Genomic DNA, 20,170 nt, shown 5'->3' with positions numbered 1-20,170 from the left:
AAGGGTGCCTGAATGGCCTCACGGAGGATTGAATATGCTGTTGTTGTGGATTCTGGTTTTGATCGTGGGTGTAGCCTGGTTGGCCCACCGCCGCATCGCGCCCCTGACGTCCATGGCCGTGGTGGCGGTTTATCTGCTGGCCATGGGCATCATCGGCCATGTACCAGGCTGGCTACTGGTTATTTTGTGGGTATTACTGGCGGTTCCCGCTGCCCTGCTTCTGCTGCCCGACCTGCGCCGCAAACTGTTCACCGCGCCCCTGTTCAGCTGGTTTCAGAAAACCCTGCCGCCCATGTCGCAAACCGAACGCGATGCCATCGATGCCGGGACCGTATGGTGGGATGGCCAGCTGTTCAGTGGCCGTCCCGACTGGGAACAGTTGCTGGCCTACCCCAAGGTGCAGTTGACCGAAGAAGAGCAAGCCTTCATCGATGGCCCGACCGAAGAACTGTGTGCAATGGTCAGCGACTGGGAAATCGGTCAGGCCATGGATTTGCCACCCGAGGCCTGGGCCCATATCAAAACCCACGGTTTTTTTGCCCTGATCATTCCCAAGGAGTTCGGCGGTAAGGGTTTCTCGGCCTACGCCCATTCCCAGGTCGCCATGAAACTGGCTACCCGCAGCGGTGATCTGGCCTCTACGGTAATGGTCCCCAACTCCCTGGGCCCGGCGGAACTGCTGCTGCATTACGGCACCGACGAGCAGCGCAACCATTATCTGCCACGACTGGCCCGCGGCGATGATATCCCCTGTTTTGCCCTGACCGGTCCACTGGCGGGCTCCGATGCGGGCGCCATGCCCGACACCGGGATCATTTGCAAAGGCCAGTGGCAAGGCGAAGAAGTACTCGGCCTGCGCCTGAACTGGGAAAAGCGCTATATCACCCTGGGCCCCGTTGCCACCCTGCTGGGCCTGGCGTTCAAGGCCCACGACCCGGACCACCTGCTGGGCGACAAAGAAGACCTGGGCATCAGCCTGGCACTGATCCCCACAGATACCCCGGGGGTTGAGATCGGGCGCCGGCACTTGCCGCTGGGCGCGGCATTCATGAATGGCCCGAACTCGGGCAAAGACGTGTTTATCCCGCTGGACTACCTGATCGGTGGCCAGGAAATGCTCGGCAAAGGCTGGATGATGTTGATGAACTGCCTGTCGGTCGGGCGCTCCATATCACTGCCCGCGGTCGGCACCGGGGCTGCCAAGTTCACCAGCCTGGTGACCGGCCAGTACGCGCAAGTACGTGAACAGTTCAACGTGCCCCTGGCCGCTTTTGAAGGCATCCAGGAAGCCCTGGCACGGATTGGCGGCAATGCCTGGCTGATGGACAGCGCGCGCATGCTGACTGCCAATGCCGTGGACCTGGGCGAAAAACCTTCAGTGCTGTCGGCCATCCTCAAGTACCACCTCACCGAGCGCGGCCGTGAATGCATCGGCCACGCCATGGACGTGCATGGCGGCAAGGGCATCATCATGGGGCCCAACAATTACCTGGGGCGCAACTGGCAAGGGGCGCCGATTTTCATCACCGTGGAAGGTGCGAACATTCTGTCGCGCAACCTGATGATCTTTGGTCAGGGCGCGATTCGTTGCCATCCTTTTGTACTCAAGGAAATGGCCCTGGCCGGGCGTGAAGACAAAGACCAGGCCCTGCTGGAGTTTGATGGCCTGCTGCTCAAGCACATCGGCTTTGCCGTGAGTAATGCGGCCAGCACCCTGGTGCTGAACCTGGGCCTTGGCCGTTTCGAACACGCCCCCGGCAATGCCCTGAGCCAGGGTTACTTCCGCGCCCTGAACCGTCAGGCAGCGGCCTTTGCGATGCTCGCAGACTTGAGCATGATGCTGCTCGGTGGTGAACTTAAACGTCGCGAGCGCTTGTCGGCGCGCCTGGGTGATGTGCTCAGCCACATGTATCTGGCCTCGGCCGCCCTGAAGCGCTATCACGATCTGGACTCCCCCGAGTACCTCAACCCGCTGTTCCGGTGGGCCATGGAAGAAAGCCTGGGCCACGCCGAACGTGCCCTGGACGAACTGCTGAAAAACTTCCCGAGCCGTGCGCTGGGCTGTGCGTTGCGGGTCGTGGTGTTCCCGTTCGGCCGTCGCCATACCGGGCCGTCGGATGCACTGGATGCTGAAGTGGCCGCCGTACTGGGTCGCACCAAAGGCGATCCGGCCCTGGAAGCCGTGCTTGCCGGCTGCTATCGCCCGCAGTCACCGGACGATGCGGTAGGCGCCCTGCAACACGCCTGCGACCTGCTCAAAGCCGCACATCCACTGCACAAAAAACTCCACGACGGATTGAAAAGCGGCCAGGTCAAACCGGCTGCGGGCGAACCGCCTATCGATTCGGCATTGCAGGCAGGTGTACTGCAACCGGCCGAAGCCGAGACTTTACGCACCGCAGAAGCCGCGCGGCGCAAGGTGATCGACGTGGATGACTTCAGCAAAGAGCAGCTCACCCACAGCGAAGGAAAGATTCGCTAGCAGGACAGCAGGCGCCGGGGGCTTTATACTCCGGCGCCCGTTTTGCTCTAGAGGACACCGCAATGGCCACCAACGATCTCAACCATAACCTAGCCCTGCTCGATATGTTGCGCAGTATCCTGGTTGCTGTCGGTGATGCCGAACAGATCCCGGAAGAAAGCCATGCCCTGTTCCTGGAACGCTTCGATGAAATGAAAAGCGGCCTGCTGACCGACTTTGACAGCAGCCAGTATCTGGGCCAGGACATCCTGTGTCAGGTGATCGAACGCTATCCGCAAATCGCCCACCTGGTACCTCGCGATTTGCTGTGGTTCTTCGGCGGCGCGTGCTTTAACTTCTTGTCCGATGAAGAGCTGGACATGTACGAAGCCCTGGAAGAACGTCGCTTTGAAGCCGAACAAAACGGCGAACCATTCGACTGGAACCAGGAAAAGCAATTTATGGCGCTGCCGACCAACGAAGACAGCCCGCAGCACTGATTGACGCGCCAGGCGCCCGATTCTAAAAGCCCGCCCGGTTTACCTGGCGGGCTTTTTTGTGCCTCCAGTACTGATGCCCCCATGCCACTGTCAGGGCCGCAGCGGTTCTTGCCCCAGGCGCTCCACCAGATAATCGATAAACACCCGCAATTTGGGTGGCATATAGCGCGAAGGGGCATGCAACAACCACGCAGCTCCGTGGTAGGAGGCGATAAAATTCCACGCCGGCAGCACTTGTACAATCAGCCCCTGCTCCAGCGCCTGACACGCCGTGAAGTACGGCAGACTGCCAATCCCGATATGCTGCAACACCGCGTCCAGCCTTACGCCCGTATGGTTGGCCGCATAACGGCCACGTACCCCGACTGTCACTGACTTGGCGCCCTGCCTGAACTTCCAGCGCGCATCCGCCGGGGTCTCCCCCAGATAAATACAGCTGTGATCACGCAGGTCCTCAGGCTGTTGCGGCACCCCGTGCTCTGCCAGATAACCCGGCGTGGCACACAGCAAATGCTCAATCACAAACAGCTGGCGTCCCACCAGGCCCGGTGGCGGCTGATCGGTAATGCGGATGCTCAGGTCAACGTTGTCATCGATCAGGTCGACATAGCGATCTTCAAGAATTAATTGCACATCAACCCCGGGATAGCGCCGCAAGAACTCGGGCATATGCGGGTGTATCACATAGCGACCCACGGCTTTGGGCACGCTGACCCGGATCAGCCCTTCGGCCTCCAGGGTAAAGCGCCCGCTTAAATCCATCACTGACTGCGCCGCGCCCGTTACCTCAAGGCAGCGCTTGAAAACCTCTTCTCCGGCATCGCTGAGGCGCAACTTGCGCGTAGTCCGTTGCAGCAAACGGATGGCCAGAGCTTTTTCCAGCCGCGAAATACTGCGACTGACCGCTGAAGGCGACATTGAAAGCTGACGCGAAGCTGCGGAAAAACTCCCGGCCTCGACCACCTTTACGAAAATCACCATTTCAGCCAATAACGACAGCGGGAGATTTATGCTCACAACGCACAGGTCCATTGAAATTTGGATGGATTATCACACTCAAGGGCCGCCCCTATACTGGAAAAAGAAACCCTCCAGGATAGAACCATGACCCAACGCCTGTTTTTTACCGATGACGCACTGACCGCAGAGGTCGAGGTTCTGCGCTGTACGCCCCACGAAGACGGCTTTGCAGTGGTCCTCAATGCCACGCCCTTCCACCCTCAGGGCGGCGGGCAGCCATCTGATACTGGCTGGATTGCAGACAGTGAAGTGGTGAAAGTACTGCAAGAACAGGACGCCATCGTGCATTACCTCAAACAGCCGGTTTTGCCAGGCCCGGCACGGGCAGAAGTTGACGCGACACGCCGCCATCTAAATGCGCGCCTGCACTCGGCCGGGCACTTGATTGGCGTTCTGGGTGAGCAGGCAGGCTGGATTCCCGCCAAGGCCCACCACTGGCCGGGCGAATGCCGGGTAAGCTTCACCCCCGGCGATAATCCGCAAGAGCTGGAGCCCGAAACCATCGAACAGCATCTTGAGCAATGGATCAGAGCCGACTTGCCAAGGCACATGCAGCACGACTCCGGGCAACGGGTTATCCGCTTTGGCGACTTGCCGGGTTATCCCTGTGGCGGCACCCATGTCCGCTCACTGGCCGCGTTACATGCCGTCAGCGTGCTGTCGGTTGGCCAGAAAAAGGGCGTGCTGTCCGTGCGCTATGAGGTCAAATAAGCCTGGCCCGGTGACGTTGTACAAAACGCTCCACGTAATCGTCCGCGGGGCTCAGCAGGATTTCCTGCGGCGTCCCCACCTGAATCAGCTGCCCGTCCTTGAGCATGGCGATGCGATTACCAATACGCAGCGCTTCATCCAGGTCGTGGGTGATAAAAACAATGGTTTTTTCCAGGGTTCGCTGCAGCTCCAACAGCTGATCCTGCATTTCTGCACGGATTAACGGGTCCAGCGCGCTGAAGGCTTCATCCATCAGAATAATGTCGGTGTCAGTCGCCAGAGCCCGCGCCAGCCCTACTCGCTGGCGCATGCCTCCCGACAGTTGCTGCACGAAAGCCTGTTCATAGCCCTGCAGCCCTACCATCGATATCCAGTGCCGCGCCCGCTCATTGCACTGACCTTTACTCTCGCCGCGCACCTTGAGGCCGTAGGCCACGTTTTCCAGCACGTTGCGATGGGGCAGCAAGCCAAAGCCCTGAAACACCATGCTGATTTTGTGCCGTCGAAACTGGCGCAAGGCAGGCATGTCGTAATCCAGGATGTTTTCACCATCCACCAGGATCTGGCCGCTGGTGGGGTCGATCAGACGGTTGAGGTGGCGCACCAGCGTCGACTTGCCCGAGCCGGACAACCCCATGATGACGAACACCTCACCCGCGCGAATCGACAAGGACAGATCATTGACCCCCACCACACAACCGGTTTGCGCCAGTACCTGTTCCTTTTTCAGGCCCTCCCGGAGCAGGGTCATGACTTCTTTTTCGCGGCTGCCAAACACCTTGAAAACGTTGCGTACTTCGATCTTGTCGAGCGCCACCGGGGTCATTTTTGCTCCCCGTGCCGAGTACGGCCATAGGCCTGGGTGATCCGGTCGATAACCACGGCCAGAATCACAATCGCCAGCCCCGCTTCAAGGCCTTTGCCGACGTTGAGTGTCTGAATGCCCACCAGCACATCCTCACCCAGCCCCCGGGCACCGATCATTGAGGCGATGACTACCATCGACAGCGCCATCATGGTGGTCTGGTTAATCCCGGCCATGATGCTGGGCATGGCCAGCGGCAATTGCACACCGAACAGTTGCTGCCATGGATTGGCACCAAAAGCGTTGATCGCTTCCATCACTTCCCGGTCGACCTGGCGCAAGCCCAGATCAGTCAGACGGATCAGTGGCGGCACGGCATAGATCACCGTGGCAAAGATCGCCGGAACCTTGCCCAGGCCGAACAGCATCAGCACCGGAATCAGGTACACAAAACTGGGCATGGTTTGCATGATGTCCAGCAACGGCATCATCACCGCACGCAAGCGATTGCTGCGGGCCGCCAGAATCCCCAGCGGAATCCCCAGCAACACCGAAATAACCGTGGCCACCATCATCAATGCCAGGGTTTGCATGAGTTTGTCCCACAGGCCGACCGCCCCCACTAAAAACAACAGGCCGACAATCAACAGGGTACTGAGGATTTTACGTGTGGCGTGCCAGCCTATGGCACCGACAATGGCCAGCATCAACCACCAGGGTGTCAGGCGCAGCAGGGTTTCGAGGTTGATAATGGCCCAAAGCAAAGTGTCGGAGATGTGCCGGAACACATCCCCGTAATTGCTCACCAGTGCATCAACTCCATCATTGACCCAACCGGCGATGGAAAACGTCAAATTTTCAGGGAACATGCCGTGCTCTTGCTTGATTGAAAGCGTTAATCGGCTTTGAGGGCCGCATCGACCTTGGCCGCGGCATCGGGGGTGACCCAGGCATGCCAGATCTGCGGCTGTTCACGTAAAAAGGCTTCTGCCGCCTTGCGTGGCTCGGTACGTTTTTCGCTCATCCGGGCCAGGGTGGTGTTCAACAGGTCGATAGGGAAATCGACTTTTTCATAAAACTCCACTAACTGCGGGTATTGAGCTTTAAAGGGGGCCGATACACCAATGGCCAGTTTTGCCGGTAATGAGCTCGTACCTTTGGGATTGGGGTTGTTGGCATCAGCCAGGGTTTTCCAGGCTTCGGCATCAAACGCCGGTTCTTCCAGCTTGATCAGCTTATAGCGCCCGATCAGCGGGGTTGGCGACCAGTAGTAAAACAACACGGGCTTGCCACGGCGAATCGAAGAACTGACTTCTGCGTCCAGCGCAGCGCCCGAGCCGGTGCGGAAATTTACAAAATCCTTGTCCAGGCCATAAGCCTTGAGCTTTTGACTGTTTACAATTTCAGAGGTCCAGCCGGTCGGACTATTGAGAAAACGCCCGCGGCTCGGGTCTTCCTGATCGCGGAACACTTCTTTATAGCGCGCCAGATCCTTTACCGACTTCAAGTCGGGGGCCACGGCCTTGATGCCTTTTTCAGGGTCGCCCTTGACCACGTACTCCGGCACCCACCAACCCTCACTGGCGTTTTTGACGATGTCACCCAGACCGAATACCTTGCCTTCAGCCTCGGCCTTGACCCACACCGGGCTGCGCCCTGCCCATTCTTCGCCAATCACCTGGATGTCGTTTTTGGCCAGCGCCGCTTCGAGGCTGACGGTACTGCCGGGCAAGGTATCCGTGGCAACGCCGTAGCCTTTTTCGGTAATTAAACGCAGTACTTCAGTGATCAGGCTGCCGCTTTCCCAAGTGATATCACCGAAGTGCACGGGTGCAGCCGCAGGCGCGGCCAATACCGGTTGCGTTGCGATCCCCAGTGCCAGCAGCGTGCCGCCGAGCCATTGTTTAAGGTTGTTCATAGCGAGTCTCTTGTTATGAAGGGGCTTTGTTTCGGCAGTGCAGCGTCGCTTATCAAGCAGCGGCCAAGGGCAAGGCTCATGTAATCGCTGACAGAGCGCCGGGAAATACCCAACTGCGCCGCTATTTCTGGATACGTAAGACCATTGACCCTTGAGAGCAGAAAAGTGTTCCGAACCTTTTGCGGCAAACCGTCGAGCAGCGCGTCAATCATCTGCAAGGCTTGATGAGCCTGGGCCAGCGCCTCGGGTGATGGCGAACAAAGCGCAAGTTCATGCTGCATCTTCATCAGATACGCCTGCTCCACGTCTCGGCGGCGCCAGCGCTGGTAAATCAAGCGTCGGGCAATGGTGGTCAAAAGGGCACGGGGTTCGCGGATCGACATCCCCTGCCCGACGCTCAAAAGCTGGGTAAAGGTTTCGGCCGCAATGTCTTCAGCGTAGCTGCTGGAACCGGGGTAGCGGCGCAAACGCGCCTGCAGCCAGCCATGATGGGTGCGATAAAGCAGTCCCACATAGTCTCGGTGAGAGGTGTCGGCGCCGGACATAAAGGCTCCAAAAGAAGTAAAAACGGTATGTCCGGTGATCCGGTGCGGCGATCCTATCAAAGGCCTTTATTCAATTTAAATACTAAAAACACATTTAGTTATTCGTTATTTGACTAAAAAACATCTAAGCCAGTACTGCATACCCACATTCGGTGGCGACTCGCTGAAGATTGAGCACGGGTTGATAATCCACTTCGCTGACCGGCAATACCTCCTGCACACCCAATACAGCCCTGACCTGCGGCAATTGCTGCAAAGCCTGATTCATTGCCCGGCGAATCTGCTCTGCACCACCGCGCCCGGTGCCGAGCGCGGTGATGTAAGGCAAGGTGGGGCTGTTTTCAGTACGTGCCACAGTGCGTAAGCCCGCAACCTCTGCCGGGGCGTAACGGGCCAGACAGTCAAAGGTGACACTGTCGATGCAAGCCAGGTCAGCCCATCCTTCACGCACATGGCGCAGGCTTTGTTGATGGGCACCGCTGATGGCCACGCTGGCAAAGAATCGTCCACCCTGCTGCAACGGCGCCAGACGGTGACGAAACAGGTTCATGCCGCTGTTGGAGTGCAGGTCGTTGATCACCCCGCGACTGCCCTTGAAGTCAGCCAGATCGGTACGCGGGTCGGTGGCGCGGCTGACGATCAAACTGCAGTGGTTGCCCGCGCTGCTGTCATTCAGTTCATAGCGCGGGCGACCCACCAGCTGCACCTGACCGCGCAACAGGGTCATCAGCGGGTAACCACAGGTCTGGGTCAGCAACAGATCCGGGGACCTGAACAACTCAAGCAACTCCAGCCCCCGGCCATCACGACGAGGTACATCCAGTAGCTCCACAATTCGAGTCAGCCACTGCTCACTGGCAACCTTCACCGGTTGCGGCGCAACGTACATCACGAGTTCTGCATAACGTCCCGGCATCGGGTGCTCCCTGTGGGTTCAATTGAACGGGTGCTGCGGGCTATCAATCGGCTGCAGGCCGTGACCACGAATCAATTCGCCATACCCCCGTACCAGAAAGCCGCCACTGCGTTGTTGCCATTGGGCACGCCGCGCCTGATAGATTGCGGGCAAGTAGAACCATGGCACACCAGGCAGATCATGGTGCACCAGATGCAGGTTCAGATTCAGGAACAGCCAGGTCCAGGGCCAGCCCGCTTCGTTAAGCACCGTGCGCTGCTCGGGACGTACAGCGGGCCGATGTTCATAAAAGGAGCGAATGGCGCCCACCGACAGCGCCGGCACGCTGACAAAAAATACATACTGGCAAACTGTCACTTCACTGTAGCGGGCAATAAAAACAAACATCAGCAGCGTCAGACAACCGTGGGTCAGCCACATGCGCCAGGCCTGGGCATCACCACTGAGCAAGCGCTGCAGTTCTTGTCCAGCCAGGCCGGCCAACGACAGAGGCGCCCCCAGCAGCAGTCGTCCCAGCACGGTTTTGTTCAACCAGTGCACGCCGCGCAGCATTTTAGAGCTGCCCTGCCATCGCGCCTGGCTCAAATAGCGGCTTTCCGGATCAACCCCCGGCACAGTCAGGTCATGGTCGCGGTGATGCAACAAATGGCTGTCGCGGTACAGGGTGTATGGATACCACACGGCAAAAGGGGCATAGCCCAGCAGCTTGTTGAACCACTCAAAGCGGGTGGGATGACCGTGCAGCAACTCGTGCTGCAGCGACATCCACAACACTACAACCGGAATCAGCAATCCGCTGGTCCACCAACTGCCAATCAGCGAACTGCCGAGCAGCAAGGCAAACCATGCGCCGGGCACGGCAATCAACAATAACCATGTGGGCCATTGGGTACGGCCGGTGAATGTGCGGGACAAGGCCAGGATGTCCCGGCGCTGGGCGCTATCGAAATAATGCGACATCTGCGGAACTCAACACAGGTTTGAATCCATCTGTGGCGCGAGTCGTACTTTTCTTGCAGATCGTTTGGTTATGGGCTTAGAGCGTTTGGCGGGGGTACCGGGGGGATTAAAACGCTGAAACGCAAAAAGCAGCCCTAAGGCTGCTTTCTGGTGTTTTTTGCAACTGCGTAGCTCCAAAAAACAAAATTTGGAGCGGGAAACGAGACTCGAACTCGCGACCCCGACCTTGGCAAGGTCGTGCTCTACCAACTGAGCTATTCCCGCAATAATGGCGTCCCCTAGGGGACTCGAACCCCTGTTACCGCCGTGAAAGGGCGGTGTCCTAGGCCACTAGACGAAGGGGACGTTGCCCGAAACGTACACTGTACATTTCAGTGTCAGCCGCATTAACCGCAGTTAACGCTCTGACTTTTCACTCAACCTTGTCGAAACAAAGTTGCTGGGTGAAGCAAAAAAAAACAGCCAATGGCTGATTTTTCATGTTTCCTGGACTATGCGTAGCTCCAAAAAACAAAATTTGGAGCGGGAAACGAGACTCGAACTCGCGACCCCGACCTTGGCAAGGTCGTGCTCTACCAACTGAGCTATTCCCGCAATAATGGCGTCCCCTAGGGGACTCGAACCCCTGTTACCGCCGTGAAAGGGCGGTGTCCTAGGCCACTAGACGAAGGGGACGTTGCCCGAAACATACACTGTATATTTCAGTGCCAACCGCATTTACCGAAGTTAATGCTTTGGCTTTCACTCAACCCCGCCCGAGAGCGTGATTGCTTAAAAATGGAGCGGGAAACGAGACTCGAACTCGCGACCCCGACCTTGGCAAGGTCGTGCTCTACCAACTGAGCTATTCCCGCAATGGCGTCCCCTAGGGGACTCGAACCCCTGTTACCGCCGTGAAAGGGCGGTGTCCTAGGCCACTAGACGAAGGGGACACGCTACAACTTCACTGGTTACATGCGTTTGGCTGTTCGCTTTACGCTGCAATTGGCGCGCATTCTAGGGATGGATTGGGAAGTCGTCAACCCCATTCTTAAAATATATTGAAATCAATGACTTCCCTCTCCTTTAGGCTTTTTCATGCGCAGTATGTCGCCGAACTCCTGACGTCTATATTCCGTCATCTCTCAAGGCGTTATGATTGACAGCATTAGGTGATGGCAATTTGTACCTATCGATTCCCAGCTTCTTTTTATAGAGCCGGCAGACCACCCTGAAGAGGTTCTAACGTTGACTCCTTCCATGATCGCCCTGCTTGTCATAGGCGGGATCGCACTTCTGATCGCCATCGGTTACATGAACCATGTGGTGGAAAACAAAAACCTGGAAAAGGCCCGCCTCAAGGTCGAGCTCAACGACCGCATCCGTCGCCTGAGTGAAGTGAACGAAACGTTTCCAGGGCAAATGATGTCCCCTGCCCTGAAACTTCTACTGACTCGGCTCGAGCTCAACGCCACCCAGCGACTGTTACTCCTGAACAAATCCAGTGCTGCATTGAAAGCCCGGGTTACCGAGCTCAATGCCCTGCTCGCGCAAGGCGAGTCGATACCGGTCAACAACCCTCCGCGCCCGATTCTCACCGAAGCCAAAGCCAAGGATGTGCGTTTCCAGCTGGAAACACTGCACGGCCAGATCACCCGTGCCACCAAGGATCGAGTGCTGGCGACCAACGAAGCCAAGCAGTGGCTCAAAGAAATCCGTCACCTGCTGGTGATCTTGCATATCGAATTTTTCAACAACCTTGGCCAGCTGGCCCTGCAGCAGAATCAGCCGGGCCAGGCGCGCCTGGCCTTTGAGCGTGGCGTGCAATACCTGCGTAAACAGCCTGACGCGCAGTACAGCGCCCAGCTCAAGGCGTTTGAAGCTCAGCTGGCCCGCGCCAACGCAATGTTGCAGAACGGGCTTGAGCCGTCCACGGACGAGGTCAATGAACTGACCGAGGGACTCAGAACAGATGAGACCGACGGCGACTGGAAGAAAAAAGCCATTTACGACTGAAGGCCGACGCGCCCTGAATAACCAAACCCGGCAGGCGCCGGGTTTGGTTATTCAGGCACAGCGTTTTAAATCAGGGCGCAATCACTCGACTGCCAGAACCCCTGCAGATTGCGTATCAAGCCTCAGGCCAGAGTGCGCGAATCCCGGCAACACCTTGCGCACCAATCGCCCATGCCTGTTGAAGATCATCCGGCCCCAGGCCGCCCAGCAAAAATACCGGCTTGCTGAAGCCGGCAACCAGTTGCTGAGCCTGCTCCCAACCCAAAGGTTGCGCATCAGGGTGGGTCTGAGTGGGCAGAACTGGTGACAGGGTCACGAAATCCACATCCATTTGCTCAGCCAACGCCAACTCTTCTGCGTTGTGACATGAGGCTGCCAGCCAGCGATCTTTCGCCAGAGGCCGCCCCTTGGACGCGTACTTGCGCAGTTGCGCAGCAGTTAAATGCCAGCCCGCCGAAGGAAAGTCACCCAGCCACTCCAGTGGCCCCTTGAGCATCAGTTGCGCCTTGCTCGCACACAACCCCGTAGCATCTACAGCCAGATCACGGTACTTGGGGTCATAACCATTGGGGGCTCGCAGCTGAACCAGTTTGATGCCGCCAGCAATGGCCTTCTTCAGCCCCCGTAGCAGTTCCGGCGTTTCCAGCCCGTCCGGAGTAATCAGGTACTGATCAGACAAGCGGGCAGCGGCCACGATCGGCTCGTTAGCCGCCGGAAACTGGTAATCAGCCAATTCGCGCGCAGAGACCCAGGCCACTGGCTGGCCTTCTACCCCATGTGGCTCACCTGCAAAGGCCGAGACTTCCCAGACATCCAGCAAGACCTGTTTGTCAGGGTAATCATGCAGCACCTTGATCAAGGGCCGAGCCGATTCAACCCTGATCCCCAACTCTTCTTGCAGTTCACGACCCAGAGCAGCCTCAACCGACTCACCAGCCTCAACCTTGCCGCCAGGAAACTCCCAAAGCCCGCCTTGATGCTGGGAATCTGCACGACGTGCGATCAGGATTTTACCGTCTGTACCTCGAATAACGGCCGCAGCCACATGAACTCGTTTCACCCTTGTACTTCCTCTAATCCGGCCTGTTGCCAGGCTTTGAACGCGGGCCATTGGTAAATGGCTTCAACATAGGCGGCATCTTCAGCCGACAGAGCTACACGATAGGTATGAAGACGGACTGCCACCGGTGCGAAAAAAGCGTCCACCAGGCTCGGAGGCCCGAACAGATACGGCCCGCTTTCGATTGCCAGTGCGCGGCACTCTGCCCACAACGCACTGATTCTTTCGATATCGGCCCGAGCTTCGGCAGGCATGGACGCCAACGCCTGATCGTGGCTCAAATCAAAGGGCAAGTTTGCCCGCAAGCCAAAAAAGCCGCTGTGCATTTGCGCACATGCCGATCGGGCCTGGGCCCGCGCGGCGATATCTGCCGGCCACAATTGAGCAGCCGGGAATTGCTCATTCAGGTATTCGGCAATTGCCAGAGAATCGGCAATGGTGCCGTGTTCGGTCTGCAACAGGGGTACTTTGCCCGTTGCCGAGTACTGCAGGATCAAAGCCCGGGTATCGGGCTGACCCAGCTTGATCATCTGTTCGCTATACGAAACACCTGCAAGTTCCAGCGCCAGAGCGGCACGCAAGGACCAGGATGAGTACAACTTGTCGCCAATGATCAGATGCAAGCTCATGGTGGGCCGTCCTTTTGACGAATACAGGGTACTTGTTGCAGAACCGGATTTAAGTGCGGTATTCGGCGTTGATTTTCACGTACTCGTGGGACAGGTCGGTGGTCCAGATGGTTTCACTGCACACACCGCGACCCAGTTCGATACGAATGGTGATTTCTTCCCGGGCCATCACTGCCGAGCCCTGCTCTTCGGTATAACTGACCGAACGCGCACCACCGCTGGCGATACATACTTCACCCAGGTACACATCGATTTTGCTCACGTCCAGATCAGGTACGCCAGCACGGCCTACAGCGGCCAGGATGCGACCCCAGTTCGGATCAGATGCAAAGAGTGCCGTTTTGATCAGTGGCGAATGGGCAACGGTGTAACCCACGTCCAGGCATTCCTGATGGTTAGCGCCGCCATTCACTTCAACAGTGACGAACTTGGTTGCACCTTCACCGTCACGCACAATGGCTTGCGCCACTTCCATGCAGACCTCTAACACTGCCTGTTTCAGGGCAGCGAACAGCGGGCCGTTGGCTTCGGTGATCTCAGGCAGGTCGGCTTTGCCGGTAGCAATCAACATGCAGCAATCGTTGGTCGACGTATCACCATCGATGGTGATGCGGTTGAACGACTTGTTGGCGCCGTCAAGCAGCAGGTTTTGCAGCACTTCACGGGAAACCTTGGCGTCGGTCGCGATGTACCCGAGCATGGTGGCCATGTTGGGACGAATCATCCCCGCGCCTTTGCTGATACCGGTCACGGTGATGGTTACACCCTCGTGCTCGAACTGGCGGCTGGCACCTTTGGGCAAAGTGTCAGTAGTCATGATACCGGTGGCCGCTTGTGCCCAGTTGTCCTCGGAAAGGTCGTCCAGCGCGGCTTGCAGTGCGCCTTCGATTTTCTCGACCGGCAGCGGCTCACCGATTACCCCCGTGGAATACGGCAGAACCGAATTGGCATCAACCCCTGCCAGTTCAGCGAGTTTGTCGCAGGTACGGGCAGCCGCGATCAGCCCCGGGGTACCGGTGCCCGCATTGGCATTGCCGGTGTTGGTCAGCAGGTAGCGGATCGCGCCCTGAAAACGTTGCTTGGCCAGGATCACCGGCGCAGCGCAAAACGCATTCAAAGTGAATACGCCCGCAACGCTGGAGCCTTCGGCGCAGCGCATTACCACGACATCCTTGCGCCCCACACGCTTGATACCGGCAGAAGCAATACCCAGTTCAAAACCGGCAACCGGGTGCAAAGTAGGCAAAGGACCAAGACCAACAGCCATGACGCGCTCCTAAATAAGTTCTGTGCGCCGCCGCGAAAGCACGCAAATTCAATGGTAAAACGCCGCGACGGCTAATGCCGGTCGCGGCGCAGGTACTTCAGCAGTTGGAACGGGTTTTAATTGATTTGCCCGTGGCAATGCTTGTATTTCTTGCCCGAGCCGCAGTAGCACAGCTCATTGCGACCCAGCTTCGGCTCATTACGAACAGGCTCGGTAGCCGGTACGACGTCTTCAACATCGGCACCCTGCAGCACTTCAGCCAGCGCTTCGGGCTGATCAAGGCCCGGTGCTTCGGCATGCTGGAACTGCATGCGCGAAGCCAGGTCTTCCGCTTCCTGACGCAGACGAGCCTCTTCTGCTTCCGGGTCTTCGCGACGAACCTGTACATGGGACAGCACACGGATCGAATCGCGCTTGATCGAATCAAGCAGCTCGGAGAACAGGTTGAACGACTCGCGCTTGTACTCCTGCTTCGGGTTCTTCTGCGCATAGCCGCGCAAATGGATACCGTGGCGCAGGTGATCCATGGTCGACAGGTGGTCTTTCCACAAGTCATCCAGTACACGCAGCACAATTTGTTTCTCGAAGGTGCGCAGCGCTTCCGGGCTCGCCTGCTCTTCTTTCTCGTTATAAGCCGCCAGCAACTCGTTCAGCAGCTTCTCACGCAGGGTTTCTTCGTACAGGTGGTCGTCTTCATCGAGCCATTGCTGGATCGGCAGCTTCACCCCGAAACCGGTTTCGATAGCCGACTCCAGACCTTTGACGTCCCACTGTTCCGGCAACGACTGCGGTGGAATATGCGCGCTGACAGTGCTTTCAAGAACGTCCTTGCGGAAGTCGGCGATGGTTTCACCGATATTGTCCGCAGCAAGCAACGTGTTACGCATGTGATAAATCACTTTACGCTGTTCGTTGTTGACGTCATCGAACTCCAGCAATTGCTTGCGGATGTCGAAGTTGCGGCCTTCAACCTTGCGCTGCGCCTTTTCGATCGCGTTGGTCACCATACGGTGCTCAATCGCTTCGCCGGACTGCATGCCCAGGGCCTTCATGAAGTTCTTCACCCGATCAGAGGCGAAGATGCGCATCAGGCTGTCTTCAAGGGACAGGTAGAAACGGCTGGAACCCGCATCACCCTGACGACCGGCACGACCGCGCAATTGGTTGTCGATACGGCGCGACTCGTGACGCTCGGAAGCGATCACATGCAGGCCGCCCGATTCCAGCACTTGCTGGTGACGCTTTTGCCAGTCGGCCTTGATCTGTGCGATCTGCTCCGGAGTCGGGTTCTCAAGGGAAGCCACTTCCACTTCCCAGTTGCCGCCCAACAGGATGTCAGTACCACGACCGGCCATGTTGGTAGCGATGGTCAGTGCCCCAGGACTACCGGCCTGGGCAATGATTTCAGCTTCTTTTTCGTGGAACTTGGCGTTCAGAACCTTGTGCTCGATACCTTCCTGCTTCAACAGGTTGGACATGTGCTCGGAGGTTTCGATGGTGGCCGTACCTACCAGCACCGGACGGCCCTTGGCCATGCAGTCCTTGATGTCAGCCACAATCGCCGCGTACTTCTCGTCAGCGGTGAGGAACACCAGGTCGTTGAAGTCTTTACGTGCCAGGGGCTTGTTCGGCGGAATGACCATCACCGACAGACCGTAGATCTGGTGGAATTCGAACGCTTCGGTATCAGCCGTACCGGTCATGCCGGACAGCTTGTTGTACAGACGGAAGTAGTTCTGGAAGGTGGTCGATGCCAGGGTCTGGCTTTCAGCCTGAATGTTCAGGCCTTCTTTGGCCTCGATAGCCTGGTGCAAGCCTTCGGACAGACGACGGCCCGGCATGGTACGGCCGGTGTGTTCGTCGACCAGCAATACCTGACCGTCTTCAACAATGTATTCAACGTTGCGGTTGAACAGCTTGTGGGCGCGCAATGCGGCATAGACGTGGGTCAGCAGGCCCAGATTGTGTGCGGAGTACAGGCTCTCGCCCTCTGCCAGCAGACCGATCTGGGTCAGCATGTCTTCAACGAACTGGTGACCGGCTTCGTTCAACTCAACCTGACGGGTCTTTTCATCGATAGTGAAATGACCGGCTTTGGTCACTTCGCCCTCGACTTCCTCGACATGCAACTCAAGGCGCGGGATCAGCTTGTTGATTTCGGTGTACAGCTTGGAGCTGTCTTCGGCCTGGCCGGAGATGATCAGCGGAGTACGGGCTTCGTCGATCAGGATCGAGTCGACTTCGTCGATTACGGCAAAATTGAGCTCGCGCTGGAATTTCTCTTCCATGCTGAAAGCCATGTTGTCGCGCAGGTAATCGAAACCGAATTCGTTGTTGGTGCCGTAAGTGATGTCGGCAGCATAGGCTTCACGCTTTTCCTGAGGCGGCTGGAACGGCGTGACAACACCGACCGTCAGGCCCAGGAATTCATAGAGCGGACGCATCCAGTTGGCATCTCGACGAGCCAGGTAGTCGTTCACGGTTACAACGTGTACGCCCTTGCCCGACAATGCGTTGAGATAAACACCCAGGGTTGCTACCAGGGTCTTGCCTTCACCGGTGCGCATTTCTGCGATCATGCCTTCGTGCAAGGTCATGCCGCCGATCAGCTGGACATCAAAGTGGCGCATGCCCATGACCCGCTTACCCGCTTCGCGGCACACCGCAAAGGCTTCTGGCAACAACTGGTCGAGGGTCTCACCTTTGGCTATGCGGGCCTTGAACTCTTCGGTCTTGGCGCGCAATTGCTCATCGGTCAGGGCAACCATCTGCTCTTCGAAGGAATTGACGACCTGTACTGTCTTGAGCATGCGTTTGACTTCGCGCTCGTTCTTGCTTCCAAAAAGTTTCTTTAACAAAGGCGCAAACATATCGGCAGGATCTTCCACACATAGGGATGGAGGGCGGCCCCGAGAGTCGCCCGAGCAGCCCTGATGGCCGCATGCGAGCGAGCATTCTACCCGGAAACGTCGGTGAGGAAAGTGGCGTTATTCCACGATACTGGTGCAGCGTTGTGACGGGGCCTCACTAAAATAAGGGCTTTTTGCTGAACTTCAACCCATGGAGAGCAGAAGTTACTCATTGATTCCACAAATAAAGTTTTTGAAATCAGGATCATATCGAGTGAAACAGGCGGTTTCTGCTAAGATTGCGGCTCTGTTTCCTCAGGTGTCTGAACATGGCATTTCGCCCACACCCAGCACGGGCACCCTCCGTTCTGCTCCGCGAGGCCAAGCCCCTGAAGGCCATTTTTGGCCACGCCAAACGTCTGGCACACTTGCAACGCCTTCTTGAAAGCCAGCTCCAGCCGGCCGCCCGCGAACATTGCCACGTCGCTTCATGGCGTGAAGGCAGCCTGTTGCTGATTGTGACCGATGGCCACTGGGCCACTCGCCTGCGCTATCAGCAAAAGCGCCTGCAGCGCCAGTTGCAGGCATTTGACGAGTTCGCCAGCCTGACCCGGATCCTGTTTAAAGTGCAGCCACCGACGGTGCAGGCCAAAGTTGCCGGACATACGCTCGACCTTTCGGTCAATGCCGCCCAGACCATCCAGGCAACGGCCGATGGTATCAGCGACCCGGCCCTGCGCGCCGCCCTTGAGCGGCTGGCCAGTCACGCCAAGCCCAAGCCTCAGTAACCGATACGTGCGGGAGCTGGCTTGCCAGCGATGAAAATGCCCGGCCCATCAGCTGAGTCGGGCTGCTGCGCAACCCTTCCCAGCCGACGCCAGCCACTACTTGCGTTTGCTGCCACCCAGCAATGAGCCCAGCAACCCGCGAACCAACTGCCGCCCCATCTGGCCCGCCGCCTGACGCGCCATGGATTGCAGTGCTTTGCCAGCCGTTGAGCCCAGGAAGTCCCCGGCCTGATCCAGAAGACCCGGTTCCTGTGGCTTGACTTGCTCCTGCGGTGCTACGCCCTTGCGGGCCAGCAACACTTCGTAGGCCGACTCCCGGTCAATCGGTTTGTCATAGCGCCCTTGCAACGGCGAACCGACAATCAAGGCCGCCCGCTCAGCCTCGGTCAGCGGGCCGATCCGCGATTGCGGCGGTGCAATCAATACTCGCTGAACCATGGCCGGCGTGCCTTTTTCTTCAAGCATGCCCACCAACGCTTCGCCGGTGCCCAACTCGGTCAGCACCGCCAGCGCATCGAAAGCCGGGTTAGGCCGAAATCCGTCGGCTACAGCCCGTAACGATCTCTGCTCTTTAGAGGTAAAAGCCCGCAGTCCATGCTGAATCCGCAAACCCAGTTGCGCGAGCACAGTGTCCGGCAAGTCCGCTGGCGATTGCGTTACAAAGTACACACCAACACCTTTGGAACGAATCAGACGTACCACTTGCTCAAGACGGTCCTGCAATGCTTTGGGCGTCCCGGCAAACAGCAAATGGGCCTCATCGAAAAACAGCGCCAGCAAAGGCTTGTCGGCATCCCCGCGCTCCGGCAACTGTTCAAAAAGCTCCGCCAACAGCCACAACAGGAACGTGGCGTAAACCTTGGGCGCTTCATGCACCAGGCGACTGGCATCGAGCAGGTGAATCCGGCCGCGACCGTCACTGGTCGGCTGCAGAATGTCTTCCAGTTGCAGCGCCGGCTCGCCGAACAAGGCCTCGGCGCCCTGCTGTTCAAGTGTTGCCAGGCGCCGCAGCAGGGCCTGGCTGGAACCGGTGGTCATCAAAGCCGCGTCATCGCCCAGCACCTGGGGGTTGTCGCGCAGATGATTAAGCAAGGCTTTCAGGTCTTTTAGATCAAGCAGCAGCAAACCCTCGCGATCTGCCACTTTGAACGCGGCATACAGGGCCGACTGCTGGCTGTCCGTCAACTCCAGCAGACTGCCCAGTAGCAGCGGTCCCATTTCACTCAATGTTGTGCGTAATGGATGACCGGTCTTGTCTTGTATGTCCCACAACGTAACCGGATACGCCTTCGGCTGATAATCGAGCCATGGCATGCCGGCAATCCGCTCGGCAATTTTGCCCTGAGGGTTGCCTGCCGCACCCAGCCCACAAAGATCGCCCTTGATGTCAGCGGCAAATACAGCCACGCCAGCATCGCTGAACTGTTCAGCCAGGCGCTGAAGGGTCACGGTTTTACCTGTCCCCGTGGCGCCCGCCACCAGGCCATGACGGTTTGCCAGGCGCAAAGACTGGGCCACGGGCTGACCCGCAAGGTCAGCACCAAGAACAAGAGCAGATAAGTCCGGCATTTTTCCACCTTTGATTAATCTTTCGCGATCGCGAGTCGATACATCCTTAATGCTAGATCAGATAAAACCGGATTTAGCGTAGGAAACAGTACTGACAAATATAGAGCCCATTCAGGTTCTGACAGTGATTTGTCGCATGGGCATGTTTCCACAGAGTAGGCCTCAAACTTTTAGACC

General features: G+C 57.7%; 17 protein-coding genes and 6 tRNA genes. 5 read left to right on the top strand and 18 right to left on the bottom strand.

All coding sequences use genetic code 11. The annotated features are described in order from the left end of the window. Nucleotides 1-34 precede the first annotated feature (34 nt). Nucleotides 35-2,482 carry an acyl-CoA dehydrogenase gene (locus tag WG29040_RS11840; protein WP_003442566.1) on the top strand — a complete coding sequence of 816 codons (2,448 nt, stop codon included), beginning with the start codon at nt 35-37 and terminating at the stop codon, nt 2,480-2,482. Between the two features lie 62 nt (nt 2,483-2,544). After that, the gene (locus WG29040_RS11835; protein ID WP_003442567.1) at nt 2,545-2,961 is read left to right on the top strand and encodes a PA2817 family protein; all 417 of its coding nucleotides are present in this window, start codon (nt 2,545-2,547) and stop codon (nt 2,959-2,961) included. A 90-nt stretch (nt 2,962-3,051) separates the two neighbouring features. Here WG29040_RS11835 and WG29040_RS11830 read toward each other — a convergent pair whose 3' ends face one another. Then, nucleotides 3,052-3,978 (bottom strand): LysR family transcriptional regulator, encoded by a 927-nt coding sequence (locus WG29040_RS11830; RefSeq protein WP_003442568.1) that lies wholly within the window; start codon nt 3,976-3,978, stop codon nt 3,052-3,054. Between the two features lie 87 nt (nt 3,979-4,065). On the opposite strand from WG29040_RS11830, the gene WG29040_RS11825 reads away from it, so the two are divergent. Next, nucleotides 4,066-4,692, top strand: coding sequence for an alanyl-tRNA editing protein (locus WG29040_RS11825; RefSeq protein WP_127196187.1), 627 nt, complete (start codon nt 4,066-4,068; stop codon nt 4,690-4,692). Here the strand turns inward: WG29040_RS11825 and WG29040_RS11820 are convergent. The 12 genes from WG29040_RS11820 to WG29040_RS11765 all read right to left on the bottom strand — a co-directional run bounded on the left by WG29040_RS11820 (nt 4,685) and on the right by WG29040_RS11765 (nt 10,768). Then, nucleotides 4,685-5,518, bottom strand: a complete 834-nt coding sequence (locus WG29040_RS11820) for a glycine betaine/L-proline ABC transporter ATP-binding protein (RefSeq protein WP_127196186.1) — start codon at nt 5,516-5,518, stop codon at nt 4,685-4,687. The two genes, WG29040_RS11825 and WG29040_RS11820, sit on opposite strands and share 8 nt — an antisense overlap. Continuing rightward, the gene (locus WG29040_RS11815; RefSeq protein ID WP_003442571.1) at nt 5,515-6,366 is read right to left on the bottom strand and encodes a proline/glycine betaine ABC transporter permease; all 852 of its coding nucleotides are present in this window, start codon (nt 6,364-6,366) and stop codon (nt 5,515-5,517) included. Before WG29040_RS11815 ends, WG29040_RS11820 begins: the two co-directional genes overlap by 4 nt. Before the next feature lie 26 nt (nt 6,367-6,392). Next, a complete protein-coding gene (locus WG29040_RS11810) occupies nt 6,393-7,415 on the bottom strand; it encodes an ABC transporter substrate-binding protein (protein ID WP_010655782.1) in 1,023 nt (340 codons plus the stop codon). After that, nucleotides 7,412-7,960, bottom strand: a complete 549-nt coding sequence (locus tag WG29040_RS11805; RefSeq protein WP_003442573.1) for a sigma-70 family RNA polymerase sigma factor — start codon at nt 7,958-7,960, stop codon at nt 7,412-7,414. Before WG29040_RS11805 ends, WG29040_RS11810 begins: the two co-directional genes overlap by 4 nt. Nucleotides 7,961-8,084: 124 nt before the next feature. Continuing rightward, nucleotides 8,085-8,876, bottom strand: coding sequence for a phosphate/phosphite/phosphonate ABC transporter substrate-binding protein (locus WG29040_RS11800; protein ID WP_127196185.1), 792 nt, complete (start codon nt 8,874-8,876; stop codon nt 8,085-8,087). 18 nt (nt 8,877-8,894) lie between these two features. Beyond that, on the bottom strand, nt 8,895-9,836 hold the full coding sequence (locus WG29040_RS11795) for a fatty acid desaturase (protein WP_127196184.1): 942 nt from the start codon (nt 9,834-9,836) through the stop codon (nt 8,895-8,897). Nucleotides 9,837-10,024: 188 nt separating this feature from the next. Beyond that, nucleotides 10,025-10,100: transfer RNA gene (locus tag WG29040_RS11790), tRNA-Gly, on the bottom strand. A 5-nt stretch (nt 10,101-10,105) separates the two neighbouring features. After that, a tRNA-Glu gene (locus WG29040_RS11785) sits at nt 10,106-10,181 on the bottom strand. A 173-nt stretch (nt 10,182-10,354) separates the two neighbouring features. Continuing rightward, nucleotides 10,355-10,430: transfer RNA gene (locus WG29040_RS11780), tRNA-Gly, on the bottom strand. A gap of 5 nt (nt 10,431-10,435) precedes the next feature. Further along, nucleotides 10,436-10,511: transfer RNA gene (locus tag WG29040_RS11775), tRNA-Glu, on the bottom strand. 103 nt (nt 10,512-10,614) lie between these two features. Continuing rightward, nucleotides 10,615-10,690: transfer RNA gene (locus WG29040_RS11770), tRNA-Gly, on the bottom strand. A gap of 2 nt (nt 10,691-10,692) precedes the next feature. Then, nucleotides 10,693-10,768: transfer RNA gene (locus WG29040_RS11765), tRNA-Glu, on the bottom strand. 307 nt (nt 10,769-11,075) lie between these two features. On the opposite strand from WG29040_RS11765, the gene WG29040_RS11760 reads away from it, so the two are divergent. Next, nucleotides 11,076-11,831, top strand: coding sequence for a hypothetical protein (locus tag WG29040_RS11760; RefSeq protein ID WP_177412966.1), 756 nt, complete (start codon nt 11,076-11,078; stop codon nt 11,829-11,831). 115 nt (nt 11,832-11,946) lie between these two features. Here WG29040_RS11760 and WG29040_RS11755 read toward each other — a convergent pair whose 3' ends face one another. The 4 genes from WG29040_RS11755 to secA all read right to left on the bottom strand — a co-directional run bounded on the left by WG29040_RS11755 (nt 11,947) and on the right by secA (nt 17,657). Beyond that, nucleotides 11,947-12,891: a Nudix family hydrolase gene (locus tag WG29040_RS11755; RefSeq protein ID WP_127196182.1), complete on the bottom strand. Its 945-nt coding sequence runs from the start codon at nt 12,889-12,891 to the stop codon at nt 11,947-11,949. After that, nucleotides 12,888-13,520, bottom strand: a complete 633-nt coding sequence (locus tag WG29040_RS11750) for a glutathione S-transferase (RefSeq protein ID WP_003442582.1) — start codon at nt 13,518-13,520, stop codon at nt 12,888-12,890. The genes WG29040_RS11755 and WG29040_RS11750 overlap by 4 nt, the downstream gene beginning before the upstream one ends. Nucleotides 13,521-13,569: 49 nt before the next feature. After that, nucleotides 13,570-14,787, bottom strand: a complete 1,218-nt coding sequence (argJ, locus tag WG29040_RS11745) for a bifunctional glutamate N-acetyltransferase/amino-acid acetyltransferase ArgJ (RefSeq protein ID WP_003442593.1) — start codon at nt 14,785-14,787, stop codon at nt 13,570-13,572. Between the two features lie 116 nt (nt 14,788-14,903). Further along, complete coding sequence (gene secA, locus WG29040_RS11740; protein ID WP_010655778.1) at nt 14,904-17,657, bottom strand: preprotein translocase subunit SecA; 2,754 nt, start codon at nt 17,655-17,657, stop codon at nt 14,904-14,906. A 308-nt stretch (nt 17,658-17,965) separates the two neighbouring features. Here secA and WG29040_RS11735 point away from each other — a divergent pair, with 308 nt between their 5' ends. After that, nucleotides 17,966-18,424, top strand: a complete 459-nt coding sequence (locus tag WG29040_RS11735; protein WP_003442603.1) for a DUF721 domain-containing protein — start codon at nt 17,966-17,968, stop codon at nt 18,422-18,424. A 96-nt stretch (nt 18,425-18,520) separates the two neighbouring features. Here WG29040_RS11735 and WG29040_RS11730 read toward each other — a convergent pair whose 3' ends face one another. Then, entirely contained in the window at nt 18,521-19,993 is a 1,473-nt protein-coding gene (locus tag WG29040_RS11730; protein WP_127196181.1) for a helicase HerA-like domain-containing protein, read from the bottom strand. Nucleotides 19,994-20,170: the final 177 nt, after the last annotated feature.

It is taken from the genome of Pseudomonas sp. PAMC 29040 (genome assembly GCF_003994535.1).
Classification (GTDB): Bacteria; Pseudomonadota; Gammaproteobacteria; order Pseudomonadales; family Pseudomonadaceae; genus Aquipseudomonas; species Aquipseudomonas paraversuta.
Note: the sequence above shows the minus strand (reverse complement) of the source record. Positions and strands in the feature narration are given on the sequence as shown.